The sequence below is a fragment of the Streptomyces sp. JNUCC 63 genome, from assembly GCF_054366325.1.
The window spans coordinates 2,913,273-2,937,204 of the sequence record NZ_CM135963.1; the positions used below are offsets into that span (position 1 = coordinate 2,913,273).

Annotated in this window: 22 protein-coding genes and 3 pseudogenes; 14 read left to right on the top strand and 11 right to left on the bottom strand. The window is 70.6% G+C overall.

Annotated features, from left to right (window positions below):
- Window positions 1-9: 9 nt before the first annotated feature.
- A complete protein-coding gene (locus tag ACX25U_RS13135) occupies window positions 10-936 on the bottom strand; it encodes a trypsin-like serine peptidase (protein WP_454391764.1) in 927 nt (308 codons plus the stop codon).
- Between the two features lie 231 nt (window positions 937-1,167).
- Between ACX25U_RS13135 and ACX25U_RS13140 the strand changes: the two genes are divergently transcribed.
- The 3 genes from ACX25U_RS13140 (at window position 1,168) to ACX25U_RS13150 (ending at window position 3,598) form a co-directional block, all read left to right on the top strand.
- Entirely contained in the window at window positions 1,168-2,379 is a 1,212-nt protein-coding gene (locus ACX25U_RS13140; RefSeq protein ID WP_454391766.1) for a pyridoxal phosphate-dependent aminotransferase, read from the top strand.
- A 102-nt stretch (window positions 2,380-2,481) separates the two neighbouring features.
- Window positions 2,482-2,895, top strand: a complete 414-nt coding sequence (locus ACX25U_RS13145) for an SCO4983 family protein (RefSeq protein ID WP_454391768.1) — start codon at window positions 2,482-2,484, stop codon at window positions 2,893-2,895.
- Window positions 2,896-3,040: 145 nt separating this feature from the next.
- Window positions 3,041-3,598: an N-acetyltransferase family protein gene (locus tag ACX25U_RS13150; protein ID WP_454391770.1), complete on the top strand. Its 558-nt coding sequence runs from the start codon at window positions 3,041-3,043 to the stop codon at window positions 3,596-3,598.
- Here the strand turns inward: ACX25U_RS13150 and ACX25U_RS13155 are convergent.
- The gene (locus ACX25U_RS13155; RefSeq protein ID WP_454391772.1) at window positions 3,585-3,761 is read right to left on the bottom strand and encodes a hypothetical protein; all 177 of its coding nucleotides are present in this window, start codon (window positions 3,759-3,761) and stop codon (window positions 3,585-3,587) included. The genes ACX25U_RS13150 and ACX25U_RS13155 overlap by 14 nt on opposite strands.
- Before the next feature lie 201 nt (window positions 3,762-3,962).
- Complete coding sequence (locus ACX25U_RS13160) at window positions 3,963-5,795, bottom strand: phosphoenolpyruvate carboxykinase (GTP) (RefSeq protein WP_454391774.1); 1,833 nt, start codon at window positions 5,793-5,795, stop codon at window positions 3,963-3,965.
- 287 nt (window positions 5,796-6,082) lie between these two features.
- Here ACX25U_RS13160 and trhA point away from each other — a divergent pair, with 287 nt between their 5' ends.
- Genes trhA through ACX25U_RS13175 form a run of 3 tightly spaced genes read left to right on the top strand, consistent with a single transcriptional unit; the run spans window position 6,083 to window position 8,178 of the window.
- Complete coding sequence (gene trhA, locus ACX25U_RS13165) at window positions 6,083-6,796, top strand: PAQR family membrane homeostasis protein TrhA (RefSeq protein ID WP_454391776.1); 714 nt, start codon at window positions 6,083-6,085, stop codon at window positions 6,794-6,796.
- The gene (locus tag ACX25U_RS13170; protein ID WP_454391778.1) at window positions 6,789-7,412 is read left to right on the top strand and encodes a TetR/AcrR family transcriptional regulator; all 624 of its coding nucleotides are present in this window, start codon (window positions 6,789-6,791) and stop codon (window positions 7,410-7,412) included. The genes trhA and ACX25U_RS13170 overlap by 8 nt, the downstream gene beginning before the upstream one ends.
- Before the next feature lie 34 nt (window positions 7,413-7,446).
- Entirely contained in the window at window positions 7,447-8,178 is a 732-nt protein-coding gene (locus tag ACX25U_RS13175) for a Mut7-C RNAse domain-containing protein (protein WP_454391780.1), read from the top strand.
- A gap of 13 nt (window positions 8,179-8,191) precedes the next feature.
- Here ACX25U_RS13175 and ACX25U_RS13180 read toward each other — a convergent pair whose 3' ends face one another.
- The gene (locus tag ACX25U_RS13180; RefSeq protein ID WP_454391782.1) at window positions 8,192-10,279 is read right to left on the bottom strand and encodes a thioredoxin domain-containing protein; all 2,088 of its coding nucleotides are present in this window, start codon (window positions 10,277-10,279) and stop codon (window positions 8,192-8,194) included.
- 185 nt (window positions 10,280-10,464) lie between these two features.
- Between ACX25U_RS13180 and ACX25U_RS13185 the strand changes: the two genes are divergently transcribed.
- Entirely contained in the window at window positions 10,465-13,665 is a 3,201-nt protein-coding gene (locus ACX25U_RS13185; RefSeq protein WP_454391784.1) for a tetratricopeptide repeat protein, read from the top strand.
- A gap of 27 nt (window positions 13,666-13,692) precedes the next feature.
- Here ACX25U_RS13185 and ACX25U_RS13190 read toward each other — a convergent pair whose 3' ends face one another.
- Both ACX25U_RS13190 and mca read right to left on the bottom strand, forming a co-directional pair.
- A complete protein-coding gene (locus tag ACX25U_RS13190) occupies window positions 13,693-13,938 on the bottom strand; it encodes a hypothetical protein (RefSeq protein WP_454391786.1) in 246 nt (81 codons plus the stop codon).
- Window positions 13,939-13,950: 12 nt separating this feature from the next.
- A complete protein-coding gene (gene mca / locus ACX25U_RS13195; protein ID WP_454391788.1) occupies window positions 13,951-14,823 on the bottom strand; it encodes a mycothiol conjugate amidase Mca in 873 nt (290 codons plus the stop codon).
- Window positions 14,824-15,025: 202 nt separating this feature from the next.
- Between mca and ACX25U_RS13200 the strand changes: the two genes are divergently transcribed.
- The gene (locus tag ACX25U_RS13200) at window positions 15,026-15,424 is read left to right on the top strand and encodes a DUF4307 domain-containing protein (protein ID WP_454391790.1); all 399 of its coding nucleotides are present in this window, start codon (window positions 15,026-15,028) and stop codon (window positions 15,422-15,424) included.
- Between the two features lie 177 nt (window positions 15,425-15,601).
- Entirely contained in the window at window positions 15,602-16,099 is a 498-nt protein-coding gene (greA, locus tag ACX25U_RS13205) for a transcription elongation factor GreA (RefSeq protein ID WP_454391791.1), read from the top strand.
- Window positions 16,100-16,208: 109 nt separating this feature from the next.
- On the opposite strand, the pseudogene ACX25U_RS13210 reads toward greA, so the two are convergent.
- The 3 genes and pseudogenes from ACX25U_RS13210 to ACX25U_RS13220 all read right to left on the bottom strand — a co-directional run.
- Window positions 16,209-16,775 (bottom strand): annotated as a pseudogene (locus ACX25U_RS13210) (ABC transporter permease); the annotation flags it as partial.
- A gap of 12 nt (window positions 16,776-16,787) precedes the next feature.
- On the bottom strand, window positions 16,788-17,168 hold the full coding sequence (locus ACX25U_RS13215; RefSeq protein ID WP_454391793.1) for a transposase: 381 nt from the start codon (window positions 17,166-17,168) through the stop codon (window positions 16,788-16,790).
- A gap of 139 nt (window positions 17,169-17,307) precedes the next feature.
- Window positions 17,308-17,835, bottom strand: a complete 528-nt coding sequence (locus tag ACX25U_RS13220; protein ID WP_454391795.1) for a DUF4291 domain-containing protein — start codon at window positions 17,833-17,835, stop codon at window positions 17,308-17,310.
- Window positions 17,836-18,080: 245 nt separating this feature from the next.
- Between ACX25U_RS13220 and ACX25U_RS13225 the strand changes: the two genes are divergently transcribed.
- Window positions 18,081-18,653, top strand: a complete 573-nt coding sequence (locus ACX25U_RS13225) for a MarR family winged helix-turn-helix transcriptional regulator (RefSeq protein WP_454391797.1) — start codon at window positions 18,081-18,083, stop codon at window positions 18,651-18,653.
- The gene (locus tag ACX25U_RS13230; RefSeq protein WP_454391799.1) at window positions 18,650-19,033 is read left to right on the top strand and encodes a hypothetical protein; all 384 of its coding nucleotides are present in this window, start codon (window positions 18,650-18,652) and stop codon (window positions 19,031-19,033) included. The genes ACX25U_RS13225 and ACX25U_RS13230 overlap by 4 nt, the downstream gene beginning before the upstream one ends.
- Window positions 19,034-19,192: 159 nt before the next feature.
- Here ACX25U_RS13230 and ACX25U_RS13235 read toward each other — a convergent pair.
- Window positions 19,193-19,349: pseudogene (locus ACX25U_RS13235) on the bottom strand (DUF4291 family protein); the annotation flags it as partial.
- Window positions 19,350-19,500: 151 nt separating this feature from the next.
- On the opposite strand from ACX25U_RS13235, the gene ACX25U_RS13240 reads away from it, so the two are divergent.
- Window positions 19,501-20,121, top strand: a complete 621-nt coding sequence (locus ACX25U_RS13240) for a LysE family translocator (RefSeq protein WP_454391801.1) — start codon at window positions 19,501-19,503, stop codon at window positions 20,119-20,121.
- Window positions 20,122-20,240: 119 nt separating this feature from the next.
- Here the strand turns inward: ACX25U_RS13240 and ACX25U_RS13245 are convergent.
- Window positions 20,241-20,446 (bottom strand): annotated as a pseudogene (locus ACX25U_RS13245) (hypothetical protein); the annotation flags it as partial.
- A gap of 229 nt (window positions 20,447-20,675) precedes the next feature.
- Here ACX25U_RS13245 and ACX25U_RS13250 point away from each other — a divergent pair.
- Entirely contained in the window at window positions 20,676-21,320 is a 645-nt protein-coding gene (locus ACX25U_RS13250; protein ID WP_454391803.1) for a CBS domain-containing protein, read from the top strand.
- A 797-nt stretch (window positions 21,321-22,117) separates the two neighbouring features.
- A complete protein-coding gene (locus tag ACX25U_RS13255) occupies window positions 22,118-23,896 on the top strand; it encodes a multicopper oxidase family protein (RefSeq protein ID WP_454391805.1) in 1,779 nt (592 codons plus the stop codon).
- Window positions 23,897-23,932: the final 36 nt, after the last annotated feature.

Here is a 23,932-nt window from a genome sequence, read left to right on the forward strand (position 1 = left end):
CGTCCGTGACTACGGCTTGGGCAGGGTGCAGCCGCTCCTGCTCAGGTCCAGCTTGTTGCCGGCGGCGAAGCAGGCGGGGATCTGGTAGGTCTGCTGGGCGTAGTTGATGCCCTGGCGGACGGTGACGTTGCCGCTCGCGTCGACCTCGCAGGGGTTGTTCACGGTGCAGCGGGCGCCGTCCTCGTTGCCGGTGTTGTTGACGGCGACGACCTTGCCGGTGGCGGTGTCGATGACGGGCGAGCCCGACGTACCGCCGATCGTGTCGCAGGCGGAGGTGTAGCGGGCGGAGTCCTTCCAGGTCCAGCCGCCCTCCTTCAGGCGGTACACGAACCCGTCGATGTTGCAGCTGTAGATCCGCTTCCAGTACCCCGAGACCACCTTGACGGCGGTGCCGGCGACCGGGTGGGTGTCGTTCAGGGTCAGCGCGTTGATGCCGTAGGAGCTCTTGATCTGCGCGTAGGTGCGGGTGAGCTGATAGAGCGTGACGTCCGTGTCGGTCATGGTCGAGTAGACGACCTTGTTCGCCTGGAGCGTCGCGACGCGGGTGCCGGCCGAGTTGAGCAGGCCGAAGGTGCGGCTGGAGGACTTGCCGACGATGACCTGGCCGGGCGACGGGAAGCCGGTCTCCAGGCAGTGCCCGTTGGTGAGCACGAGCGCCGGGTCGCTCTCCACGGAGCTGGGGAGACGGACGACCGAGCCGGAGCAGTTGCTCAGCGCGACGGTGCCGGCGAAGTCGACGGCCGCGAGGGCGGGGGCGGCGCTGACGGCTTTCCGGGCGGGGGCCGTGCCGACCGCTGTCTGTGCGGAGGCCGTACTGACCGCTGTCTGTGCGGAGGCCATGCTGCCGGATTCGTGCGCGGGCGCGGCGACCGCGGGTGCCGCACCGGCCCCGGCGATCACCAGGGCGAACAGCGCGGCGACGAGAGGCTTTCTCATGTGGGGTCCCCTCTTGCGACGGGGGCGACCGGAGGTCTTCCGGTCGCCCGCTTGTTTGTCATGCGCATTGTGAATGCAGAGGGGTGGTGGAACAAGGGCGCGGTGCCGGGTCGTAGGGCCGCCGTAGGGCTTTCCCTGCCCGCCGTGCCGGCGGCGCGCGCCGACACGCGGGTGTCTCACGTGGCGGATAACACGCACCACGGGGCGTTACCGGGTCGTAAGCTCCTTGACATGCAGGTGATCCAGTCGACCAAGCTCGCCAACGTCTGTTACGAGATCCGGGGCCCGGTGCTCGAGGAGGCGATGCGGCTCGAGGCGGCCGGTCACCGCATCCTCAAGCTGAACACGGGCAACCCGGCCGCGTTCGGCTTCGAATGCCCGCCGGAGATCCTGGAGGACATCCTCCGCAACGTCTCCACGGCCCACGGCTACGGCGACGCGAAGGGCCTGCTGGCCGCGCGGCGCGCGGTCGTCATGCACAACCAGACCCTCGGCATCGACACGGACGTCGAGCACGTCTTCATCGGCAACGGCGTCTCCGAGCTGATCGTGATGGCCATGCAGGGGCTGCTGGACGACGGTGACGAGGTCCTCGTACCGGCGCCGGACTACCCGCTGTGGACCGCCGCCGTCTCCCTGGCCGGGGGCACGGCCGTCCACTACCGCTGCGACGAGCAGGCCGACTGGATGCCGGACCTCGCCGACGTGGAGCGCAAGGTCACCGACCGCACCAAGGCGATCGTCATCATCAACCCCAACAACCCCACCGGCGCGGTGTACGACCGGGCCGTGCTCAAGGGGCTGACCGACATCGCCCGCCGGCACAACCTGCTGGTCTGCTCCGACGAGATCTACGACAAGATCCTCTACGACGGCGCCACGCACACGCCGACCGCGAAGGTCGCCCCGGATCTGCTGACCCTCACCTTCAACGGCATGTCCAAGGCGTACCGGGTGGCCGGCTACCGGGTCGGCTGGGTGTCGATCTCCGGCCCGCGCGCGCACGCCGACTCCTACATCGAGGGTCTGACGGTCCTGGCGAACATGCGCCTGTGCGCGAACATGCCGGGGCAGCACGGCGTGGTCGCCGCGCTCAGCGGGCGGCAGACCATCGACGACCTCGTGCTGCCGGGCGGGCGGCTGAAGGAGCAGATGGACGTCGCCTACGAGATGCTCACGCAGATCCCGGGCGTGACGTGCGTGCGGCCGAAGGGGGCGCTGTACCTCTTCCCGCGCCTGGACCCCGCGGTCTTCAAGATCAAGGACGACCGGCAGATGGTCCTCGACCTGCTGCGCCGCGAGAAGATCATGGTCGTCCAGGGCACCGGCTTCAACTGGCCCGAGCCGGACCACTTCCGGGTCGTCACACTGCCCACGGTCGGCGATCTGCGCGACGCCGTGGGGCGGATCGGGAACTTCCTGGAGGGCTACGGCCAGCCCTGACGCTCACCCTCGGTGCGCGTACGGTCCGGTTCCGCGAACCGACTCAACTTTAGACGAATTCTAAGCTAGGATGCCTTCTGTCAGAGCACAGGAGGCCATCCCATGTACGAACCGATACGCACCGGGCCCTCCGGCACCTCCTCCGACTTCCCGCACCATTCCCGCGAGGAGGAGCTGGACATCCAGCTCGCCGGCCATCTCGCGGCGCTGCTCGCCGTCACGGACGAACTGCGCAGCCTGGCCCCGTCCGCCGACCTGGACACGGCGGCCGAGCGGCTCACCGAGCAGGTGGCCCGGCTGCGGGCCGGCCACGCCCCGGTCCGCGCCTCGGTGTCGGTGGCCGCCGGCAGCGAGTCCTCCGCCCTGCACGAACGGGCCCACGCCCTCGCCGGCCGCGCCCTCGTCGTCGCCGCCTCCCGCGCCGACACGGCGGCGGCGATCCTGGCCGCCGAACGCATGGACGCCCACGCGGCGGCCGCCCGGACCGCCCGACGGAACCTGAGCCACGCCGGCTAGCCCTCCGGGGCCCCCGATCGGCCCCGGTCCGCGTGCACCCGCAGCGACACGCGGACCGGGCGCCATGACACCGCGCCGGCCGAGCGGGCCCGTGCGGTGCGGGCAGGGTGAGTCGTTCGGTGCCGGGGTGGAAAGGCAGAGAGGCGTGACTGTTCCCGCTGCCGCGGTTCGCGGCGCTGTTCGTGAGGACCTCGCTGCCGTTGCCGGCATTTACCGGCACTACGTCCTGCACAGCGTCGCCACGTTCGACGAGACGCCGCGCTCGGTGGCGGAGTGGGAGCTGAGGTTCGACGACCTCGCGGGGCGAGGGCTGCCGTTCCTCGTCGCGGAGGACCCGCGGGAGGAGACGGTCGTGGGGTTCGCGTACGCCGGGCCGTGGCGGCCGAAGCCGGCGTACCGGTACACCGTGGAGGACACCGTCCACCTCGCGCCGGACGCCGTCGGGCGCGGGCTCGGCGGTGCGCTGCTGGGCGAGCTGGTGGACGCCTGCACCCGGGCCGGGGTCCGGCGCATGATCGCGGTGATCGCGGACTCCGGCGGCGAGGCGTCGGCGTCGGCCGCACTCCACCGGCGGTTCGGCTTCGCCGACGTGGGGCGGCTGACCGCTGTCGGGTACAAGCACGGCCGTTGGATCGACACGTTGCTGCCGGAACGGGCGCCGGCCCCGGAAGGCCCCGGCGGGCCGGACGTCAGCCGAACATGACCGTGAAGATCACGAACAGCGCGAGGATCAGCAGGACGACGAGCCACACCGGCCAGTTGCCGCGGCCGCCCGGTTCTTCGGGGCCGCCACCACGCGGGCGGTCCTCGGCCAGGTCGGGGTTCTCCGGGCGGTCCCGGGTGTAGAAGTCCTCGTCTCCGGACATGCCCTCATCACTCCTTCACCTGGACGCGTCTTCCGAGTACCCGGAGGGACGGCGGCGACACGCCGGAGAGGCCGGGCGCGCACGCCGTTGTGCGCACCCGGCCTCTCGGGTGGACGCCGCGGCCGGCCGGGCGACGTCGCAGGTCAGGGCAAGTCGGTCAGCCGGCCGCGGAGATCAGGCGGGGGTTGGGAGCGGCTCCCGTCAGCCCAGGCGCTCGACGAGCGCGCGGTACTGGTCCCACAGCTCCTTGGGCGTGTGGTCACCGAAGGTGTTCAGGTGCTCGGGGACCAGGGCGGCCTCCTCGCGCCACACCTCCTTGTCGACCGTGAGCAGGAACTCGAGGTCGGCATCGGACAGCTCCAGGCCGTCGGTGTCCAGCGCGTCCTTGGTCGGCAGGATGCCGATGGGCGTCTCCACACCCCCGGCCTTGCCGTCCAGGCGCTCCACGATCCACTTCAGCACACGGCTGTTCTCGCCGAAGCCGGGCCAGACGAACTTGCCCTCGTCGTTCTTGCGGAACCAGTTGACGTAGTAGATCTTCGGCAGCTTGGACTGGTCCTTGCTCTTGGCGACCTCGATCCAGTGGCCCATGTAGTCGCCCATGTTGTAGCCGCAGAACGGCAGCATGGCGAACGGGTCGCGGCGCAGCTCACCGACCTTGCCCTCGGCGGCGGCGGTCTTCTCGGAGGCGACGTTCGCGCCGAGGAACACGCCGTGGTTCCAGTCGAAGGACTCCGTGACCAGCGGCACCGCGCTCGCCCGGCGGCCACCGAACAGGATCGCCGAGATCGGCACGCCCTTGGGGTCCTCCCACTCCGGCGCGATGATCGGGCACTGCGAGGCGGGGGTGGTGAAGCGGGCGTTGGGGTGCGCGGCGGGCGTCTCGGACTCGGGGGTCCAGGAGTTGCCCTTCCAGTCGGTCAGGTGGGCCGGGGTCTCCTCCGTCATGCCCTCCCACCACACGTCGCCGTCGTCGGTGAGCGCGACGTTGGTGAAGACCGAGTTGCCCCACAGCGTCTTCATCGCGTTCGCGTTGGTGTGCTCACCGGTGCCGGGGGCGACGCCGAAGAAGCCGGCCTCGGGGTTGATCGCGTACAGCCGGCCGTCCTCGCCGAACCGCATCCACGCGATGTCGTCACCGATGGTCTCCACCGTCCAGCCGGAGATCGTCGGCTCCAGCATGGCCAGGTTGGTCTTGCCGCAGGCGCTCGGGAAGGCGGCGGCGACGTACTTGGCCTCGCCCTGCGGGGGCGTGAGCTTGAGGATCAGCATGTGCTCGGCCAGCCAGCCCTCGTCGCGGGCCATGACGGAGGCTATGCGCAGGGCGTAGCACTTCTTGCCGAGCAGGGCGTTGCCGCCGTAGCCGGAGCCGTACGACCAGATCTCGCGGTCCTCGGGGAAGTGCGAGATGTACTTGGTGGAGTTGCAGGGCCAGGGGACGTCCTCCTGGCCCGGCTCCAGCGGAGCGCCGAGGGTGTGCACGGCCTTGACGAAGAAGCCGCTGTCACCGAGCTCGTCCAGCACCGGCTGCCCCATGCGGGTCATGGTGCGCATGGACACCGCGACGTAGGCGGAGTCGGTGATCTCGACGCCGATCGCCGAGAGCGGGGAGCCCAGCGGGCCCATGCAGAAGGGGACGACGTACATCGTCCGCCCCTTCATCGAGCCGCGGAAGATGCCACCGTCCCCGTTTTCGCCCTGGAAGATCTCCCGCATCTCGGCGGGTGCCTTCCAGTGGTTCGTCGGGCCGGCGTCCTCCTCCCTCTCGGAGCAGATGAACGTCCGGTCCTCGACACGGGCCACGTCCGACGGGTCCGAGGCCGCGTAGTAGGAGTTGGGGCGCTTGATCGGGTCGAGTTTCCTGAAGGTGCCCTTCTGGACGAGCTCCTCGCACAGTCGCTCGTACTCGGCCTCGGATCCGTCACACCAGACCACGTTGTCCGGCTGCGTCAGTTCGGCGATCTCGTTGACCCACGAGATCAGTTCCTTGTGGTGGGTGGGGATGACGGGGGGAGCCGCGATGTCGCGCGCCACGATCGCTCCTAAGAAAGGGATTTCTGTCTTGTCGCCCCGTGGGGGCCGCGGCCCGGATGCTTCGTAGCCGCTCATCCGGTGCCGACCATACTCATTTGATCATCCGACGAGAGTGCCCATCTGTCCAGAGGGCCGCACAAGTGAGCAGCGTGATGAATCCCACGATTTCCGCGATTCTTTGCGTCCGCCTTGAGTTCAACTGAAGGACTTTTTGCGCTCGGCCCGATCTTCGCCATCACTGTCCGGCACTGACAGCCGACTTACGGTGTCGTAGGTACGATGCGCGCATGACTGCATCCGCCTCCGACGCGCCCCTGGACACGCCGGTCGCCGGCCGCGGTCCGGTCGCGCTCTCCCTGCCGCATCCGGTCAAGCCGAAGCTGCGCGGCTGGCTGCACCTCGGCATGTTCCCGGCCGTGCTCGTCGCGGGCCTGGTCCTCACCGCGCTGGCCAGCTCCACCCGCGGGCGGGTCGCCTGCGGGATCTACGTCCTCACCGCCTGCCTGCTCTTCGGCGTCAGCGCGCTGTACCACCGGGGCGACTGGGGGCCGCGCATGGACGGCGTCCTGCGCAGACTCGACCACGCGAACATCTTCCTGATCATCGCGGGCACGTACACGCCACTGACCCTGCTGCTCCTGCCCGGCGCCAAGGGCCAGTGGCTGCTGTGGAGCATCTGGGCCGCGGCCGTCGCCGGCATCGTCTTCCGCGTCTTCTGGGTGGGTGCCCCGCGCTGGCTCTACACGCCCTGCTACATCGCGATGGGCTGGGCGGCCGTCTTCTTCCTCCCGGACTTCCTGCGCACCGGCGGCATCGCGGTCCTGGTCCTGGTGATCGTCGGCGGTGTCCTCTACAGCGCGGGCGGCGTCGTCTACGGCATCAAGCGACCGAACCCCTCCCCGCGCTGGTTCGGCTTCCACGAGGTCTTCCACTCCTTCACACTGGCCGCGTTCGTGGTGCACTACGTGGGGATCTCGCTGGTGGCGTACCACCATGCGTAGACCGCCCCAGTCCGCCGACCACCCCCCGATGGGACTCAGGGAGCGCAAGAAGCTCAAGACCCGGCAGGCGATCCGCTCGGCGACGTACGCGCTGATCGAGGAGCAGGGGTACGACGCCACGACGATCGAGCAGATCGCCGACCGCGCCGAGGTGTCGCCGTCGACCGTCTTCCGGTACTTCCCGGCCAAGGAGGACATCGTCCTCACGGACGAGTACGACACGGTCATGCTGGAGGAACTGCGGGCCCGGCCCGCGGACGAGCCGTGGATGGACTCCCTCCGGCATGTCATGCACAAGGCCCTGGCGCTGGGCATGAGCGAGGAGCCCGAGGTGACCCGGCTGCGCGCCCGGCTGGGCGTCGAGGTGCCCGCCGTCCGCGCCCGGATGGTGGAGAGCATGTCGGACACCGGCCGGCTCATCCGCCGGGCCGTCGCGGCCCGCACCGGGCTGGACGAGGACAGCCTGGAGGTGCGGGTCCACGCCATGTCCCTCATCGGCGGGCTGGCGGAGGTCTTCCTGTACTGGGCCGAGCACGGGCACCGGGACGAGCTGAGCGACCTCATGAACCGCGCCGTGGACGTCCTGGAACACGGCCTTCCCACCGGAAAACCCTGAGGTCCCGGCCCCGCACCCGTGCCATCCTGGCCGGGTGAACGGTCCCGAGATCCACGTCGAGTTCGCCCCCGGCCTGCGCCTGTTCGTCCCCCACGCCCGGCGCCGCGGCTCCACCCCGGTCGTCACCGACGGCGTCTCGACGCTCGGTCACGTCGTGGAGTCCATGGGCGTGCCGCTCACCGAGGTGGGCGCGCTGGTGGTGGACGGCCGCGAGGTGCCGGTGTCGCACGTCCCGCGGGCGGACGAGACCGTCCAGGTGCGTGCCGTGGCACGGCCCCAGCAGGTCCCCGGCGCTCCCCTGCGCTTCCTCCTCGACGTGCACCTGGGCACCCTCGCCCGCCGCCTGCGCCTGCTGGGCGTGGACGCGGCCTACGAGTCGACCGACATCGGCGACCCCGCCCTCGCCGCCCGCTCCGCCGCCGAGAAACGCGTCATGCTCAGCCGCGACCGGGGCCTGCTGCGCCGCCGCGAACTGTGGGCGGGCGCCTTCGTCTACAGCACCCGCCCCGACGACCAGCTCCACGACGTCCTCGACCGCTTCCGCCCCGCACTCGCCCCCTGGACCCGGTGCACCGCCTGCAACGGCCTGCTGGAGGACACCACGAAGGAGGAGGTCGCCGACCAGCTGAGGCACGGCACGCATCGCACGTACGACGTCTTCGCCCGCTGCCACGACTGCGGCCGCGCCTACTGGAAGGGCGCCCACCACGACCAGCTGGAGGCGATCGTGGAGCGCGCCCTGGCCGGTTACGCCGACCGGAGGTGAGCCCGGTCCCGTCTCAGCCGCTCAGCGCGGTGCGCAGGCGGTCCGGGTCGGTGGTCGGGGCGTCGCAGGTGAAGTCGCGGCAGACGTAGGCGGTCGGCTCGCCCTGGACGAGAGGCCGGTCGGCGAGCAGGGGGAACTCGTCGCTCTCCGGGGTGCCGTAGGCGACCACGGCACCGGGGGCGGTGCCCAGAAGTGCCGTACGGTGCAGGGTCCTTGCCGCCTTGTCGTCGAGCGACGGCCCTACGACGGCCACCTCGCGCGGCCCGTCGAGCACGGCCTCGGCGACGGCCAGCCCCCAGCCGATGAAGCGGGGGACGCGCGGGCCGAGCGCCCGGACCACGCCCAACGCCCTCTCGGCGGCGGTGCGGTGGGCCTCGGAACCCGTGTGGGCCGCATAGCCGAGCAGAGCACCGGCGGCCGCCGTCCAGCCGGAAGGGGCGGCGTTGTCGGTGGGGTCCTGAGGGCGGCGGATCAACTGCTCGGCGTCGGCGGCCGTGTCGTACAGGGCGCCCGACTCCGGGTCGGTGAACCGGGTGAGCACATGCCCGAGGAGCAGCCCGGCGAACTCCAGCCACACGCCCTCGCCGGTGACGGAGGCCAGGGCGAGGAAGCCCTCGGCGACATCGGCGTAGTCCTCCAGCACCCCGGCATTGGCCCCGGCCCGGCCGTCCTTGCTGGTGCGGCGGAGCCCGGCGTGCTCGTCCAAGTGCACCCGTACGAGGAGGTCGGCGGCGCCGGTCGCGGCGTCCACCAGGTCTGGGCGGTCGAAGTAGGCGCCGGTCTCGGCGAGGGCGGCGATCGCGAGCCCGTTCCAGGCGGCGACCACCTTGTCGTCCCGGCCGGGGGCGGGCCGCTCGGCCCGCTCGTCGAACAGCCGGCGCCTGACCGACTCGATCCGCCCGGCGTCGAAGACGCCCTCCTGAACGGGGAGTTGAAGGACGGAGGAGCCCTGCTCAAAGGTGCCCTCCTCGGTCACACCGAAGTACTGGGCGGCGAGTTCGGCGTCCTCCGCCCCGAGGACCTCGCGAAGCTGCTCAGGAGTCCAGACGTAGTACGCGCCTTCGACGTGTTTGCCGGTGCCGCCCTCCCCTCTCCCACCACCACCCTTCTGAAGACGCGCTTCGCGCGGCACCTCCTCTTCGCTGTCGGCGTCCAGGGCCGAGGCGAACCCCCCTTCCCCGGTGCGCAGTTCGCGCACCATGAAGTCGGCGGTCTCCAGAGCGACACGGCGGGCGAACTCCGAGCCGGTGGCCCGCCACAGGTGGGCGTAGACCCGGCACAGCAGGGCGTTGTCGTACAGCATCTTCTCGAAGTGCGGCACCACCCAGTCACGGTCCACGGAGTAACGGGCGAAGCCGCCGCCGAGCTGGTCGTAGATGCCGCCGCGGGCCATCCGCTCGCAGGTGTCCCGCGCCATCTGCAGCGCGCCCTCGGAGCCGGTGCGTGCGTGGTGCCGCAGCAGGAACTCGATCACCATCGACGGCGGAAACTTCGGCGCCCCGCCGAACCCGCCGCGCTGCGGGTCGTACTCCCGGGTCAGCGCGAGCAGCGCCTGCGCCGACTCCTCCTCACCGGGGACCTGCGTGGCGCCGTAGTCGATCTCCCGGTGCGCCAGATCCCGCACGATCTTCCCGGCGACGTCGGTGACCTCCTCCCGCCGCGTCTCCCACGCCTGCCGCACGCCCTCCAGCACCTGCCGGAACGACGGCATCCCGTGCCGGGGCACGGGCGGAAAGTACGTACCGAAGTAGAACGGCTCGGCCTCGGGTGTCAGGAACACGGTCATGGGCCACCCCCCGTGCCCGGTCGCCGCCTGCACGGCCTCCATGTACACCGCGTCGACGTCGGGGCGCTCCTCGCGGTCGACCTTGACGCTGACGAAGTGCTCGTTCATGACGGCGGCCGTGTTCCGGTCCTCGAAGGACTCGTGAGCCATGACATGGCACCAGTGGCAGCTGCTGTACCCGACGCTCAGCAGCACGGGCACCTCGCGCCGCCGCGCCTCCGCGAAGGCCTCCCCCGACCACGGCCACCAGTCGACCGGGTTGTCGGCGTGCTGGAGCAGGTACGGGGACGTCTCATGAGCCAGTCGGTTCGGCATACCCCCATCCTGCCTCACCGGACCCCGCCGGGCACGGAACGTGATCGTCGTACGGCTCCTCGTACGCCCTCGTGAGGACGGCCGGCACCCGGCCCGGCCACCCGTTGATCGCCGCCCTCTCGCGCTGTCGCCCCCGTCCAAGGACACTTGCAGGAAAAGGAGTTGCCGCCGGAGGGGGACGGGACATGCGGGACGGGCATCGGGCGGATGCCGAGCGGCTGCTGGCTCGGGCCGTGGAGGAGGAGGTGCGCCGGTCGGGTGGGCGGGTGGACGGGGGTGTGCTGCTGTCGCGGGCGCGCGGGGCGCTGGACGGCATGGCGCAGACGGCGGCGGAGGAGTACGAGGCGTACACGAGGGCGCTGGACGAGGCGGCGGCCGGGCAGCTCACGTTCACGCAGCGGTACGCGCGTGAGAGTGGGGGAACTCCCCTGCTGGTCGCGGCCGTTGCGGGACTGGCCGCCGTCGTGGCCGATCTGGCGCTGGGCACCGGCGCCGGCACCGCCGTCGGCGCGGGTGTCACCGCGGGGGCGGTGGGCGCCGCCGCCACGGTGGTGAAGGTGACCGCCGCCCATCTGCCCGCCGCGCATCACCGGGCGGGCGCGGCCGGTCAGCCCGGCGGGCCCGAGCAGTTGCGGCTGCAGTGGCTCACCGCGCTGGAGGTGCGCGGGATCCGTCCCTTCCTCGACCAGCAGCGCGTGCTGAGCGCGTCCGCCGCCGGGAAGAAGGCGGCGCCCCGGCTGCGCGGCACGGACAAGAGCGCGGCGGCCCGCAGACGCAGTGTGCTGGAGCAGTCGTTCGGGCAACTGCCCGTTCCGGACGGGGTGTTCGCGGGGCGGCGGCAGGAGATGGCGCGGATCCGGCAGTGGGTGCAGGCCGCCCGCGCGAGCACGCGGACCCGGCCAACAGTCGTCGTGCTGCACGGGGCGCCCGGTTCCGGCCGCAGTACCCTCGCGGTGCGCGCGGCCCACGACCTGAGGGACCAGTTCCGGGGCGCGGTCGTCGTGGACCTGCGCGGCGACAGCCCAAAGGAGCCGCCGCTGCCGACCCGCGACGCGCTGCTGCACCTGCTGAACCGGCTCGGCGCGCCCCGCGAGCAGCTGCTGTTCCGCGAGCGTTCCTCCCCCGCCCAGCAGCTCAAGCGGCTGGGCGAGCTGTACCACCAGCATCTGACGGGCCTGCCGGTCACGATCGTGCTGGACGACGCCTCGGACGCCGAACAGGTCCGCGCCCTGGTCCCCGAACGCTCCGACAGCCTGGTCCTGGTCACCGCCCAAAGGCCCCTGGAACTGCCCGCCGACCTGCCGGCGTGGGTGTACCAGCTGCCGGTTCAGGCGCTGGAAGCGGCGGGCGCGGAGGAGTTGCTGAGCGCGGCCGCACAGGACGGTTCGGAGCCGTACGACGGCGAATCCACCGACCGGATCAGGGAGTTGTGCGGCGGACTGCCGCTGGCGCTGCGCATCGCGGGCTCCGCCCTCGGCCCGCGCTCACCCCGCCGGCTGGCCACCGACCTCGGCGCGTACGGCCCGGTGGAGCCGGTGGAGCGGGCACTGTGGCTGCGGTACACCGACCAGTCGGAGCAGTCGCGCCGGCTGCTGCGCCGGCTGGCCCTGGCCGGGCGGGCCTCGATGGGCGCCGCGGCGGCGGCCGCGCTGCTGGCCACGGACGAGGCGGAGGCGACCCGGCATCTGGTGGCCCTCGTGCAGGCGGGCCTGATCGACCATGTGCGGGGCAACCGGTACCGGCTGCACGACCTGGTACGGGCCTTCGCGCACGCCCGTCTCCTGGACGAGGAGGACCCGGCCGAGCGGACGGCGGCGCAGGAGCGGCTGATCGCGAACTACGCCGAACTGGCCGACTCGGTGCTGCGCCTGGTCGACGGCAACATGTCGACCCGCTCGGACCGGTTCAGCCCGCACGGCTTCACCTCGCTGGACGAGGCCCTGCGCTGGCTGGACGACGAGTCGAGCTTCATCACGGCGGCCCTCAGACACGCGGAGGGCGTGAACCAGGCGGCGGTGCTGAACCTGCTCGGCGCCCTGTGCGACTACTGCCTGCTGCGCGGCGACCTGTACCGCCTGGGTGAGATCAGCGAGCTGACGCAGGCCGTGGACCAGGGGTTGCTGGTCCGGTCGGTGCAGTGGCGTACCGGTATCGCGGCCCGGCAGCTCGGTGAGCTGGACAAGGCGCGTACGACGCTGGCCTCGGTCGTCGACCTCTACCGGGAGGCCCACCACGACGCGGGGGCGGCCCGCGCGCTGAACTCGCTCGGCATCACGCTGCACCACCAGGGCAACCTGCCGGAGGCGGCGGCCCGGCTGCGCGAGGCGCTTCAGCTGCAGTCGGTGCCGGAGCTGGCGACCGACCGGGCCTGGACGATGCACGCGCTGGCGGCGGTGGAGCGGGACCGGGCGCATCTGGCCGAGGCGCTGGACCTGCTGACGCGTTCGCTGGTGCTGCACCGGGAGGGCGGGTCGGTGCACGGCGAGGCATGGGCGCACTTCCAGCTGGGCCAGCTGGCGCTGCGCCTGGGCGACGTGGAGCACGCGGAGGCGGATCTGCGCCAGGCCCTGGAGCGCTACGGCCGTACCCGTGACGCCCGCGGTGAGGCATGGGCGCTGACCCAGCTGGCCCGGGCCCGGCTGGTGGCCGGCGACGCGTCGGAGGCGGTGGACGAGCTGCGCCAGGCGGCGGTGCGGCACCGGGACAACGAGGACGCGCGCGGTGAGGCGTGGACGCTGTACTACCTGGGTCAGGCGCTGGAGGAGGCCGGCGACCTGGACCGGTCGGTGCGCGAGCTGGAGCGCGCCCGCACGATGTTCTCCCGGATGCGCGACGTGTACGGCCTGGCCTGTGCCCGGCACCACTCGGCGCGGGTGACCCGCGACCAGCGGGCGGCCCGGACGGGTTCGCTGCGCAACTCCGGTTTCGCCCGTCAGCTGCTGGTCGACGCCCGCGCCGACTTCCAGCGCATCGGCGTCGCCCACGGCGAGGCGTGGACGTGTCTGGAGCTGGCGGTGGTGGACGCCGGCAACGCCCGCACCCAGCAGGCCCTCGCCCTGTGCGACGAGGCGGTGCCCCTCTTCGCCTCCTACGGCGACCGCCGCGGTGAGGACTGGGCCCGCTTCCTGCGCTGCACACTGCTGCCGTACGCGGCCGCCGGTGGCGTGGAGGTCGGTTCGGCGGTGGCCCAGGAGGAGCTGTCCCAGCTCGCCCGCGGCGGCCATCCGCTGCGCGACGGGAAGCTGGACGACTACGTCGAGGCCTACCAGTTGCTGCTGGAGCGGGGCGTGAGCCTGGAGGCGGGCTGGCAGGCCTGGCGTCTGGGCATGGTGCCGGACCGGCACGCGCGGGAGGTGATGGGGGTGGCGGTGCCGGCCAGACAGTGAGGGCGGCACCGGCGGCACCGCCCGGTGTCAGCTCCGCTGGGCCTTGGGGTCGGCCGCGGGTGCGCCGGACTTCGCCTCCGGGTCCGGGGCCTCCTTGAAGTCGACCTTGTTCATGTGGCGGTTCATGGACTTCATCAGGCCCCACACGGCCAGGGCCATCACGGCGAAGACGATGAATCCGAGGACGCCGGGGGTGACCTTGTTCGGGTCGACCTCGGCGAGGGGGACGAGGTGCGTCATTGCCGGGCTCGCGCTTGCGCTCATGTCAGGCATTGTCCCTCAGGGCTACCGGACGCCCGCAAAGAGGTCGTCCTCGGGGAGCGAGGTGTCCACGAGGGACTTCGCGAGTTCGTACTCCTCGGTGGGCCAGACCTCCTTCTGGACCTCCATCGGCACCCGGAACCAGCCGCCGTCGGGGTCGATCTGCGTGGCGTGGGCGATCAGCGCCTTGTCGCGGGTCTCGAAGAAATCGGCGCAGGGGACGTGCGTGGTGATCGTGCGCTCCTTGTGGCCGGACTTCTCCCAGCGCTTGAGCCACTCGCCGTAGGGGGACTCCAGGCCGCGGTCCAGCATGGCCTTGTGCAGCGCCTCGGTGCGCAGGCGGTTGAAGCCCTGGTTGTAGTACAGCTTCAGCGGCTGGTACGCCGGACCGTACTCCTCCACCGGGTACTTCTCGGCGTCCGCGGCGCCCTCGAAGGCCACCATCGTGATCTTGTGGGTCATGATGTGGTCGGGGTGCGGGTAGCCGCCGTTCTCGTCGTAGGTGGTGACCACCTGGGGGCGGAAGGAGCGGATCCGGCGCACCAGCTCGCCGGCCGCCTTGTCGACGTCCTCCAGGGCGAAGCAGCCCTCGGGCAGCGGCGGCAGCGGGTCGCCCTCGGGCAGGCCGGAGTCGACGAAGCCGAGCCAGTCCTGCTTGACGCCGAGGATCTCCCGGGCCTCGTCCATCTCCCTCTTGCGTACCTCGTGGATGTTCTCCTCGATGTACTTGTCGCCCTGCAGCTTGGGGTTGAGGATGGAGCCGCGCTCTCCGCCCGTGCAGGTCACCACCAGCACGTCCACCCCCTCGGACACGTACTTGGCCATGGTGGCCGCGCCCTTGCTCGACTCGTCGTCGGGATGCGCGTGCACGGCCATCAGTCGCAGCTGCTCAGTCAAGGCTCAGTCCTCAAGGTCAGGTCGGTGCCCGGCACAAGCGGGCAGTCGGCGGTACCGCCCCGCGGGTACGTCGTCCCCGGGTGGCGGTCGGGCGGTCGTGCGCGGGCTTCTATAGTGACCGAATCGGGGGGCGAATAATTCCGGGGTACGGCTCCGGGAGCCCCTCGCGGGACACGGTCCCGCCCCGGCCGAGAGGACGATCATGAGCACGGCGAGCACCAGGCCGCCCGAGGGCCGCTACGGCCGCTCCCCGGACGAGCGTGCCGACCGCAAGCTCAAGATCGCGGGAGCCGTCCTGGGTGCGGCCCTGCTGGCCCTGATCGGCTACTTCGCCTACCACTACGTCGGCCAGAACGAGATCAGCGGGCAGGTCGTCGCCTTCCAGTCCTCGGACGACGCGGTGCGGGTCCATCTGGAGGTCCACAAGGACGCCGACGCCCGCGGCTACTGCACCCTGCGCTCGCGGGACGCAGGCGGCAACGAGGTCGGCCGGGCGGACTTCCGCTTCGACCAGCGGACCACGCGGATCGACAAGGTGGTCACGCTGCGTACGACGGCGCGGGGCTCGACGGCCGAGCTGGTGGGCTGCCACGCCGGCTGACGCGTCGGCGCGGGCCGGAATATCCGGGCGCTGATCTGCGTTGACACAGGTCTTACGGCTTATGTCCTCCCCCTTTGGAGCGGGGGTTGTTAGGCTCGTGGTTTCGCCCATCCAAGAGGGAACATTCTTCTGGGTAGGGCGATGCTTTTGTATTCCCGGTACCGACGAGGAGCACCTGTGACCCAGACCAGCGAGAACGTCACCTGGCTGACCCAGGAGGCGTACAACAAGCTCAAGGACGAGCTTGCCTACCTTACTGGTCCTGCGCGCACGGAGATCGCCGCCAAGATCGCGGCCGCGCGCGAGGAGGGCGACCTGCGTGAGAACGGCGGGTACCACGCGGCCAAGGAGGAGCAGGGCAAGCAGGAGCTCCGCGTACGCCAGCTGACCCAGCTCCTCGAGACCGCCCAGGTCGGCGAGCCGCAGGCCACCGACGGTACCGTCGCGCCGGGCATGGTCGTCACGATCGCCTTCGACGGTGACGAGGACGACACTCTGACCTTCCTGCTGGCCTCGCGCGAGTACGCCAGCGCCGAGATCGAGACCTACTCGCCGCAGTCCCCGCTGGGCTCCGGCGTGATCGGTCACAAGGTCGGCGAGGACGCGGAGTACGAGCTGCCGAACGGCAAGATCGCCTCGGTGAAGATCCTCAAGGCAGAGCCGTACAAGGGCTGAGCCCGCACGCACCCGCCTTTCTTCCGGTGAGCCCCCGGCGCCCTGCCTGTGCGCCGGGGGCTTCCTCATGTTCCGGCCGGTCTGCCGGTTCCCCCGTCGTCGTTGTCGCTCACGCCGTGGCCGAGCGGTGCTTGCGTACCGCCAGGGTGCGGAATATGAGGATGATCAGCGCCGAGTAGATCAGCGAGGCCCGGACCGGGCGCTGCGTGGGCCATGCGGTGGACGTCGACCGGCCGGGGCCGGCGAAGAGCACACGGCAGGCCCGGACGGTCGCGCTGAACGGGTTCCGCTCCGCGATGCGGCGCAGCCACGGCGTCCTCCTGCCGGAGTCCACGAACGCGTTGGAGATGAACGTCACCGGGAACAGCCGGATCAGTCCACCGGAGGTGGCCGCCCCGGGCGTACGCACCGACAGGCCGATCAGGGCGCCGATCCAGGTGAACGCGTACCCGAGCAGGGGCAGCAGGCCGAAGGCGGCCGGCACCCGGCCGGCGTTCGTGTCGCCGTTCGACCCGACGCGCCGGCCGACGAGCACGGCGACGACGGCGAGGGCGAACATGATCGGCTGGATGAGCCCGAGGACGGCCATCTCGGGGAAGACTGTGCGCGGGCGTGGTTCTGGTCGCAGCAGTCCCCGTCCCCCTCGCAGGTCTCCAGGGTCTCCGGCGCCGGCGCCGCGGACCTCGGATCAATGCTGCCCGTGACCTCCATGGGCGGCAGGCCCATGAGCGGCGGCACAGGAACCCCGCCAGAGTCCTTCAGAGCCTCCATGGCAGCCCTGCCGGGACCCGACGCGCGCCCAGGTCTCCGCGCGCCGTCCCACGGCGCTCCAGGAGTTCCCGGAGACCTCCGCCTCACTCCACCGGACAGCGGTCCGCGCTTTCCACAAGATCGCCTCGAACATCTCGCGCTTCGGCGTCCGGTTCCGGCGAGAGTCGGGAAGGACGGCATCAACCGTCTTCCGCTCCTCATCGCTGATCTTGAGAGGCACCAGCGTGCCCGTCTCCCCGTGCCACTCCGTGAGGGGATCGGCGATCCCTTTTCGGCGCGGCTGCCCCTTGCCGGTCACGTGTACGCGGCCAGACGGCGCGGTGAAGGTCAGTCATCCGCCTTGACCACGCCGACCGGGCAGGACACGCCCGCCCCGACGGGCCTGTGGTGCCGTGTGACCCATGGGCGGCAGCAGGCCGTTCGGTGGGTGTGCCCGGTCACGGACGCAGGTGCGCCATGAGGTGGTCTTCGGCCGGATACGGCTGCTCCTTGGGCAGCAGCCGGGCCGCGGAGTCCAGGTCGCCGCCGCCGACGAGTGCGCGGATCTCGCGGGCGAGTGGGGTCACGTCGCTGATGGAGACCGTCCACTCGTCCGCGTATCGTCGTACGGCCTCACCGGAGAGCCCGAGTTGCAGTGAGCGGTGGGGCAGGGGCCGCAGGCGCAGATCACGCTCGGGGTCCCACTGGACGCGAGCCGGCGCACGCTTCAACTCGCGTTGCCAGGTGCTGCGGTCGGAATGCAGCCCAGGTACGCAACTCGACAGGCACGCGTTGCGCAGCGCCCACTCGAAGCCGTCGCGAGCGATCTCGACCGCGAGAATGGTCTCCTGCCCCGCCTTCGTGCCCCAGCCGCAGCGGTACATCATCCACAGGAACGACGGCTTGATCCATGTCAAGCCTCGCTCACAAACCATTCGTGAGGCTGTGCCGGACTCGGACTGCTCCGTTGGCGGCCGTCGTCCCATCACCGCCCATGCCCTGAGCGTCTTGGGCTGGCGGCTCGCATGTGGTGACGCGCACTCGCGAGCCGCTTGTCGTGCCGCACGCGATGGACGGTCGCACGGCTGCTCAACGGTCGCCCGCGTTCGCCGCATTCCGTAAAGTCCTCCTCTTTCGCAGCCGGGGGGCGTGGAGCCGCCTTCAGTGTCTTCAATGACCAGTGGGTTCCCCTGCCTTGACGGGGCTCCACAAGTTCGCGTATCACTTCATTATGAACCACGTAACTAATTTGGAAGGGTTCGCCTGCGACGCGGACGGGCTGCTCTACGACCCCCAAGTTCGCGCATCCACAGCCGGGTTCGCGGCTGGAGGCGACACGCTCCACTTGGAGGCGGCAGCTGCCGCGCGTGCCGCGCACAAGTCCGTCGAGCGGCTTCGCACCCATGGCTCGGAAGGCCGCGGCCTCAGCGCGGGAGCCCTGGACGTCCTGGTCCGGCTGCGCACCCTCGGCGACACCGGGGCGAATCTCGGCGACCTCGCCCGCTCCGCAGGCATGAGTCCCCGCAACGCCACCGGCCTGGTCGACACGCTCGAACGCGAGGGGCTCGTCCGGCGCGACCCCGACCCCAGCGACCGCCGATCCGTCCTTGCCCGGATCACCCCCGCCGGCCTGGCGTGGCTGGAAGAGTTTCGCGCCCCGACCCAGCGTGCGATGGCGGCGTTGTTCCACGGATTCACCGACGCTGAACTCCACCAGCTCCGCCACCTGTGCCTACGGCTCGTTCAGAACCAGCAGCGCATCGCCGCCCACCTCACTGCCACCGAAGGGACGACCCGCGCATGACCACAGACACGACCACGACTCGCGCCACCGTCCGTGCCTACCACCAAGCCCGGTTCCGCGGCGACATCCCCGCCGCCGCACAAACCCTCTCCGAGCCCTTCCACTTTCGCAGCCCCCTCACGACCTCCGACAGCACATGCGACCACCTCAGCGGCTTGGACGCGTTCCTGGGGATCGTGACCGGCGTCGACCTGGTGAGCGAACTGTACGGCGAGACCGAGGCCACCCTCGTATACAACGTCCACACCTCAGTCCCGGCCATTGGAACCCAACACACCGCCGAACACTTTCACTTGACCAACGGCCGCATCGATACCATCCACCTGGTCTTCGACGCCACTCCCTGGCACGCCGTCATGCAAGCGGTCGCTCCGTCCTGACGCCGCGAACAGCCTGATCTCGCCGGGCGGCGGCGCTGCGCACGGCCTGCCATCTGGACGAGAATCCGGCGCTGAGCCGGGCAGACCCGGCTCGCCCGTACAAGATCAAACCGGGTGGGGAACGTGAGCCACCCCTGGGGCGTGGGAAGGCCGTGAACGCGGCTTGATGACCCATGTCATGCGGTCCCGCTTCCACGCGGCGGGAAAGCGGCCCCGGCGGAACCGCGGGTATGCCGATCTCGGGGGAGTACGCCTGATAGACGGTGATGGTGGATGCCGTGTGGAGCGCCCGGATCCTGCGTTGCGGTTCTTCCATGGAGCACAGGGTGAGGCCGGTGGATACCTGCCGGCCATTGATTTTCGACCGCGGCCGCTTCCGCGGGAAGACTCGGCCGGCCACTTCTCCGTGACCCATGGCACCAGGGTCGCCGGAAAGGCCGTTCGCAAGCGGGTGCGATGATATGGCCATGTTCGTAGGGCTTCTCGCAGTGGTCGGCGTGCTCGCTGTCCTGACGGTGGTTCCGGGGCCCGACATGGCTGTCGTGACGAAACGGGCGGTCGCCTGCGGCTGGCGGGACGGTCTGCGAACCGTCGGCGGCATAACAGCCGGACTGCTCATATGGGGCGTGCTCACGGTGGTCGGACTGGCGGCCGTCCTGGCGGCGTCGGCCACGGCATACACCGTCGTCAATCTGGCGGGAGCCGCCTATCTCGTCGTTCTCGGGGTCCAGTCACTGCTCAGCAGCCGGCGGAACCCTGCGGACGGACAACCGGCAGCCGCATCGGCGCCGACTGGAAACCCTTGGCGGACGGGGCTGGTCGGCAACGTCTTCAATCCCAAGATCGCTGTCTTCTACACCGGTCTGCTGCCGACGCTCGCGCCGGCTGGTCTGTCTCCTCATGCCTGGATGGCGGTTCTGGTTCTGCTGCACGCAGGGCTCACCGTCGTCTGGCTCGGGAGCTACGTGGCGTTGTTGGCCAGGGCGCGCGCGTTCTTCGAGAAGCCCGCTGTGCGCCGGGCCATGAGCCGGGTGACCGGAGTCGTCCTGATCGGGTTCGGCGTCAAGGTTGCCGCGGCACAGCCCTGACCGTGCTGACCACCCCAACAGACCTCCATGGCCGTCCAGCCGGGAGTTCGGCACGAAGAGGCCGTGCTGGGACCGCGCCAGATCGTGCGGGGAACTCCCGGGGAACGGTGGGGGCCAGGTCAGGGGCGCACACGGGCACGCCCCGGTCGCTGGACCGACAGGTGAGCGGCCTGTCGCTGCTCGCTGTCGGGGGTCGGGGCCACACCCGTCGGGCACGAGGCGTCCCCATGGTTTCGAACGGGGTACTCAGCTCGACCCCCGTCCCGCCCAGGCCGCAGTATCCCGCCAGATTCTTGTCGAGGTACTGCTGGTGACTGCTCTCGCTTGATCAGGATGGGTGTTTTGGCACGCGCTGCCGGATGCTCGGCGCTCGACGAAGCGAGCCGGCCACGCGGTGATCGACTCGCTGGACGCCGCCGTGCGACCGCCGGCCCTCCCCGCCAGGTCGAACGCCACTGGTCGCCGGAGCGGCGCGGTGTTGTCATGGGTAGGGAGACGGGCGTGGACGAGCGGCCGGGGCGCCGCGCCGTCGCGAAGCGGAGGAGGCCGATGCCATGCTGCACCGCCGCACGGTCGGTGACGTGATGACCGAAGAAGTCATCACCCTCCGCCCCGACACACCGTTCCACGAGATCGCGTCCCTGCTGGACGCGAACGACATCGCCGCGGCCCCGGTCATCGATGACGAGGGCGCCCCCATCGGCGTCGTGTCCGCGTCCGACGTGCTGCGGCACGAGACCGGCATGCCCGATCCGCAGGGGCAGGACGGGGACGACGAGCGCGCGTGGGGCAAGGCCCGGGCCCGGACCGCGGGCGCGCTCATGAGCAGCCCTGTCTTCACCGCCCGTGCCGACTGGACGATCCCCCGGGCCGTGCGGGAACTCCGCAGGCGGCACGTCAAGCAACTGCCGGTCGTCGGCGACCACGGGCTCCTGACCGGCATCGTCAGCCGTAGCGACCTGCTGACCGCCTTCATCCGCTCCGACGTCGAAATCCGCGGCGAGGTCGAGCGGGACGTCCTGGGGCGCATCCTCGGCCTGGAAGAGGGCACCGTCGCGGTCGAGGTCCGGGACGGTGCCGTCATCCTGCGGGGCCATGTCCCGGAACCGCGTCTTGTCCCGGTGGTCGTGGGCCTGTGCCAGGGCGTCGACGGTGTCGCCGCCGTGGACGCCCACCTCACGGCGGCCCGGGCGGACTAGTACTCCAGCCGCCCGGTAAAACCCGCAGGTCAGACAGCAAAATCCTGCTGGAGTACCAGCCCTGGAAGCGGCCGAGTCAGCCGTCAGTCGGCGCGGTTCCCGTGGGGCATGAGCCGCCCTCGGACAGGTCACTTGGCTTGACCCCCGCTCCTGCGGTTGTGTGCCGCCATGTGACCCACGGGTGGCAGCCGGCCCTTCGGCGAGTGTGCCCGGTCACGGGCGCAGGCGGGCCATCAGTTCATCCCCGACGGGGTATGCCCGCTCCTTGGGCAGCAGTCGGGCCGCGGAGTCCAGGTCGCCGCTGCTGACGAGTGTGTGAACCTCGTGGGCGAGCAGCCAGACGCCGGGTCACGGCATCACCCTGGTGGACCAGAGCAGGACGTCTCATCGAAACCCCCGACGGGCTTCCATCGCCCGCGAGCGCGCTCGACCAGTGGGCCGACAACGCCGTGATCGCGGGGCGCCAGTGCGTTCCGTGGCGGTCGGCGGCCGTCATGCGCATCCACCGGGGCGATGCGACGATCGTCGATAACCGGGCAGCAGCCGGCCGCGCACGGGCCCGAGCCCGCCGAGGGCCCCGGCTCGGAGGCCACTGGTGCCGTGCTCCGATGACCTGAGCCGAGGTGAGAAGCCCAGTGATCAGCAGGAGGCTCGTCCTTCAGGCCACTCTGGCAGGCGGAACGTCACTCTTTTCCGTTGCCGGTACGGCGATGCCGCGGGCTTCGCCGGCAGAAGCAGAAGTCCTCGATCCGGCGGCGATACGGAAGTACGTGGCCGAACTTGTGATACCCCCCGTCATGCCGCTGGACAGCCGGGCCGGCCGGGACATCTACACGATCGGCATCCGGCAGTTCCGGCAGCAGGTGCTTCCCCCGGGCATGCCGGCCACAACCGTGTTCGGATACGGCTCGACCGGGCATCCCGAAACGTTCCACTGTCCCGCGTTCACCATCGAAGCCCGGTACGGACGAGCGGTCCAGGTCAGGTGGATCAATCAACTGGTCGACACGAACGGCGGGCATCTGCCGCATCTGCTGCCGGTCGATCCCACACTCCACTGGGCGAACCCACCGGGCGGGGCCAAGCGACGGGACTCGCGCCCCACGTTCACCTCGACACCCGGACCGTACGGCGGACCGGTTCCCGTCGTCACCCACCTGCACGGCGGGGCGAACACGGAGGAGAGCGACGGATACGCCGAGGCCTGGTACCTGCCCGACGCGCAGGGCATTCCCCGCGGCTACGCCCGAGTCGGATCCTTCTACGAGGAGTTCGCGAAGAAGTCCGAGGCGCAGTTCGGTGTGCCCTGGGGCCCGGGCGAGGCCGTCTTCCACTACGCCAACCTCAGCCGGGCCGCCGCCCTGTGGTTCCACGACCACACCCTGGGCATCACCCGGCTGAACGTGTACGCCGGAATGTCGGGCCTCTACCTGCTGCGCGGCGGGCCGTCGGACCTGGGGGAAGGCGTCCTGCCCGGGCCCGCGCCGAGGCTCGGTGACCCGCCCGGCACGCGCTACTACGAGATCCCGGTCGTCATCCAGGACCGCTCGTTCCGCACCGACGGGACCCTGTTCTACCCGGCGAGCCGGGCGCTCTTCGACAAGTTCAAGGGCCCTTATGTCCCCGGCAGCGACATTCCGCCGATCTGGAACCCGGAGTACTTCGGCAACGCGATGGTCACCAACGGAAGGACCTGGCCGGTACTGTCCGTGGAGCCGCGCCGCTACCGGTTCCGGTTCCTCAACGGCTGCAACGCACGTACCCTGATCCTGAAGATCGTCACTGACCGATTGGCCAGCAGGCCGGTACCGGCAAGGCTTTCCCCGTGGCAGGTCGGAAGCGACGGAGGCTTCCTGCCCGCACCCGTTCGGCGCGACCAGCTGCTACTCGCCCCGGCCGAACGCGCCGACGTCGTCGTCGACTTCTCCTCGACCCCGGTCGGCACGGAGCTGTACCTGATCAACGAGGGACCGGACGCCGTGTTCACGGGAGGCACGGTCGGGACCGGCTTCCCCGCGGCGAACCCGAGGACCACCGGGCAGGTCATGAAGTTCGTGATCGAACCGCTCGTCACGGCGGACACCTCGACGCCTCCCGCACAGCTCACGCTGCCGCCCTTCGAGCCCCTGGGCGCAGCAGACCGCACCCGGCAGGTCAGTCTCGGCGAGGTGGCCTCGGCCCGCGTGCCGGGCGTGAGCCCCCGCGAAGTTCTGCTCGGTGTCATCGGTCCGAACGGCAAACCGAAACTACTGGGATGGGCCGATCCCATCACGGAGAACCCCGCCGTGGGATCGACGGAGATCTGGGAGATCCACAACCTGACGAAGGACGCCCACCCCATTCACATCCACGAAGTGCAGTTCCAGGTCGTCGACCGGCAAACGCTCCCGGCCGGCGGCCGTCGTCCCCCGGAGGCGTGGGAGCGCGGTTTCAAGGACACGGTGCTCGCCTATCCGCAGGAGGCAACCCGGGTCAAGGTGCGCTTCGGTCGGGCAGGCCGGTACATGTGGCACTGCCACCTCTTGGAACACGAGGACAACGAAATGATGCGTCCCCTGCGCGTCGGTCCGGCCTGACACTCGACCAGAGGGCCGCTGGAACCCGCCGCCGTG

Coding starts and splice junctions, on each gene's coding strand:
- ACX25U_RS13135 (WP_454391764.1), bottom strand. CDS start 936: ATGAGAAAGCCTCTCGTCGCCGCGCTGTTCGCCCTGGTGATCGCCGGG.
- ACX25U_RS13140 (WP_454391766.1), top strand. CDS start 1,168: ATGCAGGTGATCCAGTCGACCAAGCTCGCCAACGTCTGTTACGAGATC.
- ACX25U_RS13145 (WP_454391768.1), top strand. CDS start 2,482: ATGTACGAACCGATACGCACCGGGCCCTCCGGCACCTCCTCCGACTTC.
- ACX25U_RS13155 (WP_454391772.1), bottom strand. CDS start 3,761: ATGTCCGGAGACGAGGACTTCTACACCCGGGACCGCCCGGAGAACCCC.
- trhA (WP_454391776.1), top strand. CDS start 6,083: ATGACTGCATCCGCCTCCGACGCGCCCCTGGACACGCCGGTCGCCGGC.
- ACX25U_RS13170 (WP_454391778.1), top strand. CDS start 6,789: ATGCGTAGACCGCCCCAGTCCGCCGACCACCCCCCGATGGGACTCAGG.
- ACX25U_RS13180 (WP_454391782.1), bottom strand. CDS start 10,279: ATGCCGAACCGACTGGCTCATGAGACGTCCCCGTACCTGCTCCAGCAC.
- ACX25U_RS13185 (WP_454391784.1), top strand. CDS start 10,465: ATGCGGGACGGGCATCGGGCGGATGCCGAGCGGCTGCTGGCTCGGGCC.
- ACX25U_RS13190 (WP_454391786.1), bottom strand. CDS start 13,938: ATGCCTGACATGAGCGCAAGCGCGAGCCCGGCAATGACGCACCTCGTC.
- ACX25U_RS13200 (WP_454391790.1), top strand. CDS start 15,026: ATGAGCACGGCGAGCACCAGGCCGCCCGAGGGCCGCTACGGCCGCTCC.
- ACX25U_RS13220 (WP_454391795.1), bottom strand. CDS start 17,835: ATGGGACGACGGCCGCCAACGGAGCAGTCCGAGTCCGGCACAGCCTCA.
- ACX25U_RS13225 (WP_454391797.1), top strand. CDS start 18,081: ATGAACCACGTAACTAATTTGGAAGGGTTCGCCTGCGACGCGGACGGG.
- ACX25U_RS13230 (WP_454391799.1), top strand. CDS start 18,650: ATGACCACAGACACGACCACGACTCGCGCCACCGTCCGTGCCTACCAC.
- ACX25U_RS13240 (WP_454391801.1), top strand. CDS start 19,501: ATGTTCGTAGGGCTTCTCGCAGTGGTCGGCGTGCTCGCTGTCCTGACG.
- ACX25U_RS13250 (WP_454391803.1), top strand. CDS start 20,676: ATGCTGCACCGCCGCACGGTCGGTGACGTGATGACCGAAGAAGTCATC.
- ACX25U_RS13255 (WP_454391805.1), top strand. CDS start 22,118: ATGCCGCTGGACAGCCGGGCCGGCCGGGACATCTACACGATCGGCATC.